This window comes from Ectobacillus antri, from assembly GCF_003852715.1.
Taxonomy (GTDB): Bacteria; Bacillota; Bacilli; order Bacillales; family Bacillaceae_G; genus Ectobacillus; species Ectobacillus antri.
In genome coordinates this window covers 1-503 of sequence record NZ_RIAV01000074.1, presented here as the reverse complement: position 1 = coordinate 503, position 503 = coordinate 1, and the positions used below count along the sequence as shown (strand labels likewise).

Below are 503 nucleotides of genomic sequence, written 5' to 3'. Positions count from 1 at the left end.
CTTTCTTTAAATTTTGAATGAGGTCATGACATTTTATAAAATACGTACTTGTTCTTTTTTTCGCAGCTGCGATACCAATTCCTGTCGCTAAATGAGTTTTGCCCACACCACTTGGACCAAGGAAAACGATGTTTTCGTTCCCCTCAATGAACCGAAGGCTTAAAAAATCTTGAATCTGTTGCTGGTTAATGGACGGTTGGAACGTAAAATCAAAATCTTTGATTTCTTTTAAGTGAGGAAATGCACCTACCTTTACCATCGCATGAATCATATTTTGTTCGCGGACATCAATTTCATAGTTCGTTAACTTAATAAGCGTGTCTACAAAAGAAAGTTGATTGTGTAAACTGAAGTCTACGACTTCATCTAAATGTATTGTCATTTGCTTCAGTTTCAAATATGCAAGGTTACGAACTAATTGTTGATAATTTGTTTGCGGTATCATGTTTCATACGCCTCCCCGATTGTCTTTAAATTATTCTTCGCTAATGTATCAATATCGG

The 503-nt window shown here is 35.6% G+C and carries 1 protein-coding gene; it reads right to left on the bottom strand.

Going from position 1 to position 503, the window contains the following annotated elements:
* The coding region (locus EEJ45_RS18225; protein ID WP_164464358.1) for an ATP-binding protein at positions 1–445 on the bottom strand (445 nt) is incomplete at its 3' end.
* Positions 446–503 lie beyond the last annotated feature (58 nt).